Annotated in this window: 3 protein-coding genes; 1 reads left to right on the forward strand and 2 read right to left on the reverse strand. The window is 59.6% G+C overall.

Annotated features, from left to right (window positions below; all coding sequences use genetic code 11):
- The coding region (gene ftsH, locus HP547_RS28095) for an ATP-dependent zinc metalloprotease FtsH (protein WP_172288733.1) at positions 1-1800 on the reverse strand (1800 nt) is incomplete at its 3' end.
- A 203-nt stretch (positions 1801-2003) separates the two neighbouring features.
- On the reverse strand, positions 2004-2630 hold the full coding sequence (gene rlmE, locus HP547_RS28100) for a 23S rRNA (uridine(2552)-2'-O)-methyltransferase RlmE (protein WP_172230865.1): 627 nt from the start codon (positions 2628-2630) through the stop codon (positions 2004-2006).
- A gap of 102 nt (positions 2631-2732) precedes the next feature.
- Here rlmE and yhbY point away from each other — a divergent pair.
- A partial coding sequence (gene yhbY / locus HP547_RS28105; protein WP_172230868.1) for a ribosome assembly RNA-binding protein YhbY occupies positions 2733-3040 on the forward strand: 308 nt, incomplete at its 3' end.

Below are 3040 nucleotides of genomic sequence, written 5' to 3' on the forward strand. Positions count from 1 at the left end.
GGTGCGCCCGGCCATGATGTCGTCAATCTGATCGGCATCGATGGTTTCATACTTCATCAGCGCTTCGGTCATCGCCTCGAGCTTGTCGCGGTTTTCGATGAGCAACTGCTTGGCAGTGGCGTAGCACTGATCGATGATGCTGCGCACCTCGGAGTCGATCAGCTTGGCGGTCTCGCCGGAGACGCTGGCATGCTGGCTGCCGGCGCTACGACCGAGGAACACTTCGCCCTCTTCCTCGGCGTACATCAGCGGGCCGAGCTTCTCGGACAAGCCCCACTTGGTGACCATGTTGCGAGCGATCTGGCTGGCACGCATGATGTCGTTGGACGCACCGGTGGTGACGCCATCGAAGCCCAGGGTCATTTCTTCGGCGATACGGCCACCGTACAGCGAACAGATCTGGCTGATCAGCGCGCGCTTGGACAGGCTGTAGCGGTCCTCTTCCGGCAGGAACATGGTCACACCCAGGGCGCGACCGCGCGGGATGATCGAAACCTTGTAGACCGGGTCGTGCTCAGGCACCAGTCGACCGACAATGGCGTGGCCAGCCTCGTGGTAAGCGGTGTTGCGCTTTTCTTTTTCCGACATGACCATGGTCTTGCGCTCGGCGCCCATCATGATCTTGTCCTTGGCCAGCTCGAACTCTTTCATTTCGACCAGGCGCTTGTTGGAGCGTGCGGCAAACAGCGAAGCCTCGTTGACCAGGTTGGCCAGGTCGGCACCGGAGAAGCCTGGAGTACCACGGGCAATCACCGCCGGGTTGACGTTATCGCCGACCGGCACCTTGCGCATGTGCACCTTGAGGATCTGTTCGCGACCGCGGATGTCCGGCAGCCCAACCACTACCTGACGGTCGAAGCGACCAGGACGCAGCAGCGCCGGGTCGAGCACGTCCGGACGGTTGGTAGCCGCGATGACGATGATGCCGTCGTTCATCTCGAAGCCGTCCATCTCTACCAGCAACTGGTTGAGGGTTTGCTCGCGCTCGTCGTGACCGCCGCCCATGCCGGCACCACGGTGGCGACCAACGGCGTCGATTTCGTCGATGAAGATGATGCACGGGGCGTGCTTCTTGGCCTGCTCGAACATGTCGCGCACACGGCTGGCACCGACACCGACGAACATTTCCACGAAGTCCGAACCGGAAATGGTGAAGAACGGCACTTTCGCCTCGCCAGCGATGGCCTTGGCCAGCAGGGTCTTACCGGTACCGGGTGGGCCGACCATCAACACACCGCGCGGGATACGGCCACCCAGGCGCTGGAACTTGCCCGGATCACGCAGGAACTCGACCAGCTCGCCAACCTCTTCCTTGGCCTCGTCGCAGCCCGCAACGTCGGCCAGGGTAGTCTTGACCTGGTCTTCGGAAAGCAGGCGTGCCTTGCTCTTGCCGAAGCTCATCGGCCCGCCCTTGCCGCCTGCACCGCCCTGCATCTGGCGCATGAAGAACATGAACACGGCAATGATGACCAGGATCGGGAAGCTGGCAACCAGCAACTGGGTCCAGATGCTCTGCTGTTCCGGCTGCTTGCCTTCAACGACCACGTGGTTGTCGACCAGGTCGCCGATCAGGCCGTTGTCGGTAATGGCCGGGCGCACGGTCTTGAAGTTGTCGCCGTCGGCGCGCTTGCCGGTAATGATGTAGCCGTCGACAGTCACACGCTCGACCTTGCCATCCTTGACCTGCTGGATGAAGTCGGAATAGTTGAGGGTCTGCGGCTCGTTAGGGCTGGAGAAGTTGTTCATCACTGTCACCAGGACAGCTGCGATGATCAACCACAGGATCAGATTCTTTGCCATGTCGTTCAATTCGCTACCCTCTGAGGCCGGCGCACGACGCAGCCGTGCCTCGCATGATATTCATCGCCCTAACTTACTACATTACCTACGCAGCCGCAGGCACCGTCTGTAACCCTTTGTGAAAGCTAGACTACACGAAGTTCGGACGATCCAGACGGGAGGGCCGATTGGAAATAACTATCGGCCACCCGTAGCACGCCTTTTCAAACGCCTTTGAAACCCTTGCCCAGCAAGTACTGCTCGCGAGAACGGTCGCGCGAAGAAGACGGCTTGCGCATCTGCACCTTGTCGAACTTGGTGCGCACGTCCTTCAGGTACATGTCGAAGCCTTCGCCCTGGAAAATCTTGATCAGGAAATCACCGCCGGGCTTGAGCACGCGGGTTGCCAGATCCAGGGCCAGCTCGCAGAGGAACATGGCACGCGGCATGTCCACTTCGGGCGTACCACTCATATTGGGGGCCATGTCGGAAATCACAAGGTCTACATGCGTATCACCGACCGCCTCGAGAATCTGCTGCAGCACTGAATCATGGGTGAAGTCGCCCTGGATGAAGGTCACATCGGGGATCGAGTCCATTTCCAGAATGTCGGAGGCGATCAGACGGCCCTGGCCACCAATCAGACGACTGGTCACCTGCGACCAGCCACCCGGGGCGGCGCCGAGGTCGATCACGCTCATGCCGGGGCGGATCAGACGGTCCTTTTCCTGGATCTCCAGCAGTTTGTAGCTCGCACGCGAGCGGTAGCCATCCTTCTGTGCCTGTTTAACAAAAGGGTCGTTGAAATGCTCTCGCAGCCAGTTTGCGCTGCTTTTGGAACGTTGTACCACGGGGCACCTCGATGATATGCGTCGTGATTGACTGGGCGGAGCCGGTGGCCCTCGGGTAAAATGCCGGTCAATTTTACAGAATCAGACAGAAAGGGTCAGATTATGCCGCTCAATAACGAGCAGAAGAAGCAATACAAGTCCATTGGTCATGACCTGAAGCCGGTCCTGATCGTTGCTGGCAACGGTTTGAATGAAGGCGTCATCGCCGAACTGGAACGCGCCCTGGCCGACCATGAGCTGATCAAGGTCGAGATTCGCTCGGAAGATCGCGAAGAACGGGCCGAAACCATTGCCCAATTGTGCAAGGCCGGCCGTGCCGAGCTGGTGCAGACCATCGGCAAGAAAGCCCTGATCTACCGCAAGAACCCACAGCCGAACAAGCAGCTGTCCAACATCCACCGCTACAAGTA

Source organism: Pseudomonas sp. CM27 (assembly GCF_013179515.1).
GTDB lineage: Bacteria > Pseudomonadota > Gammaproteobacteria > Pseudomonadales > Pseudomonadaceae > Aquipseudomonas.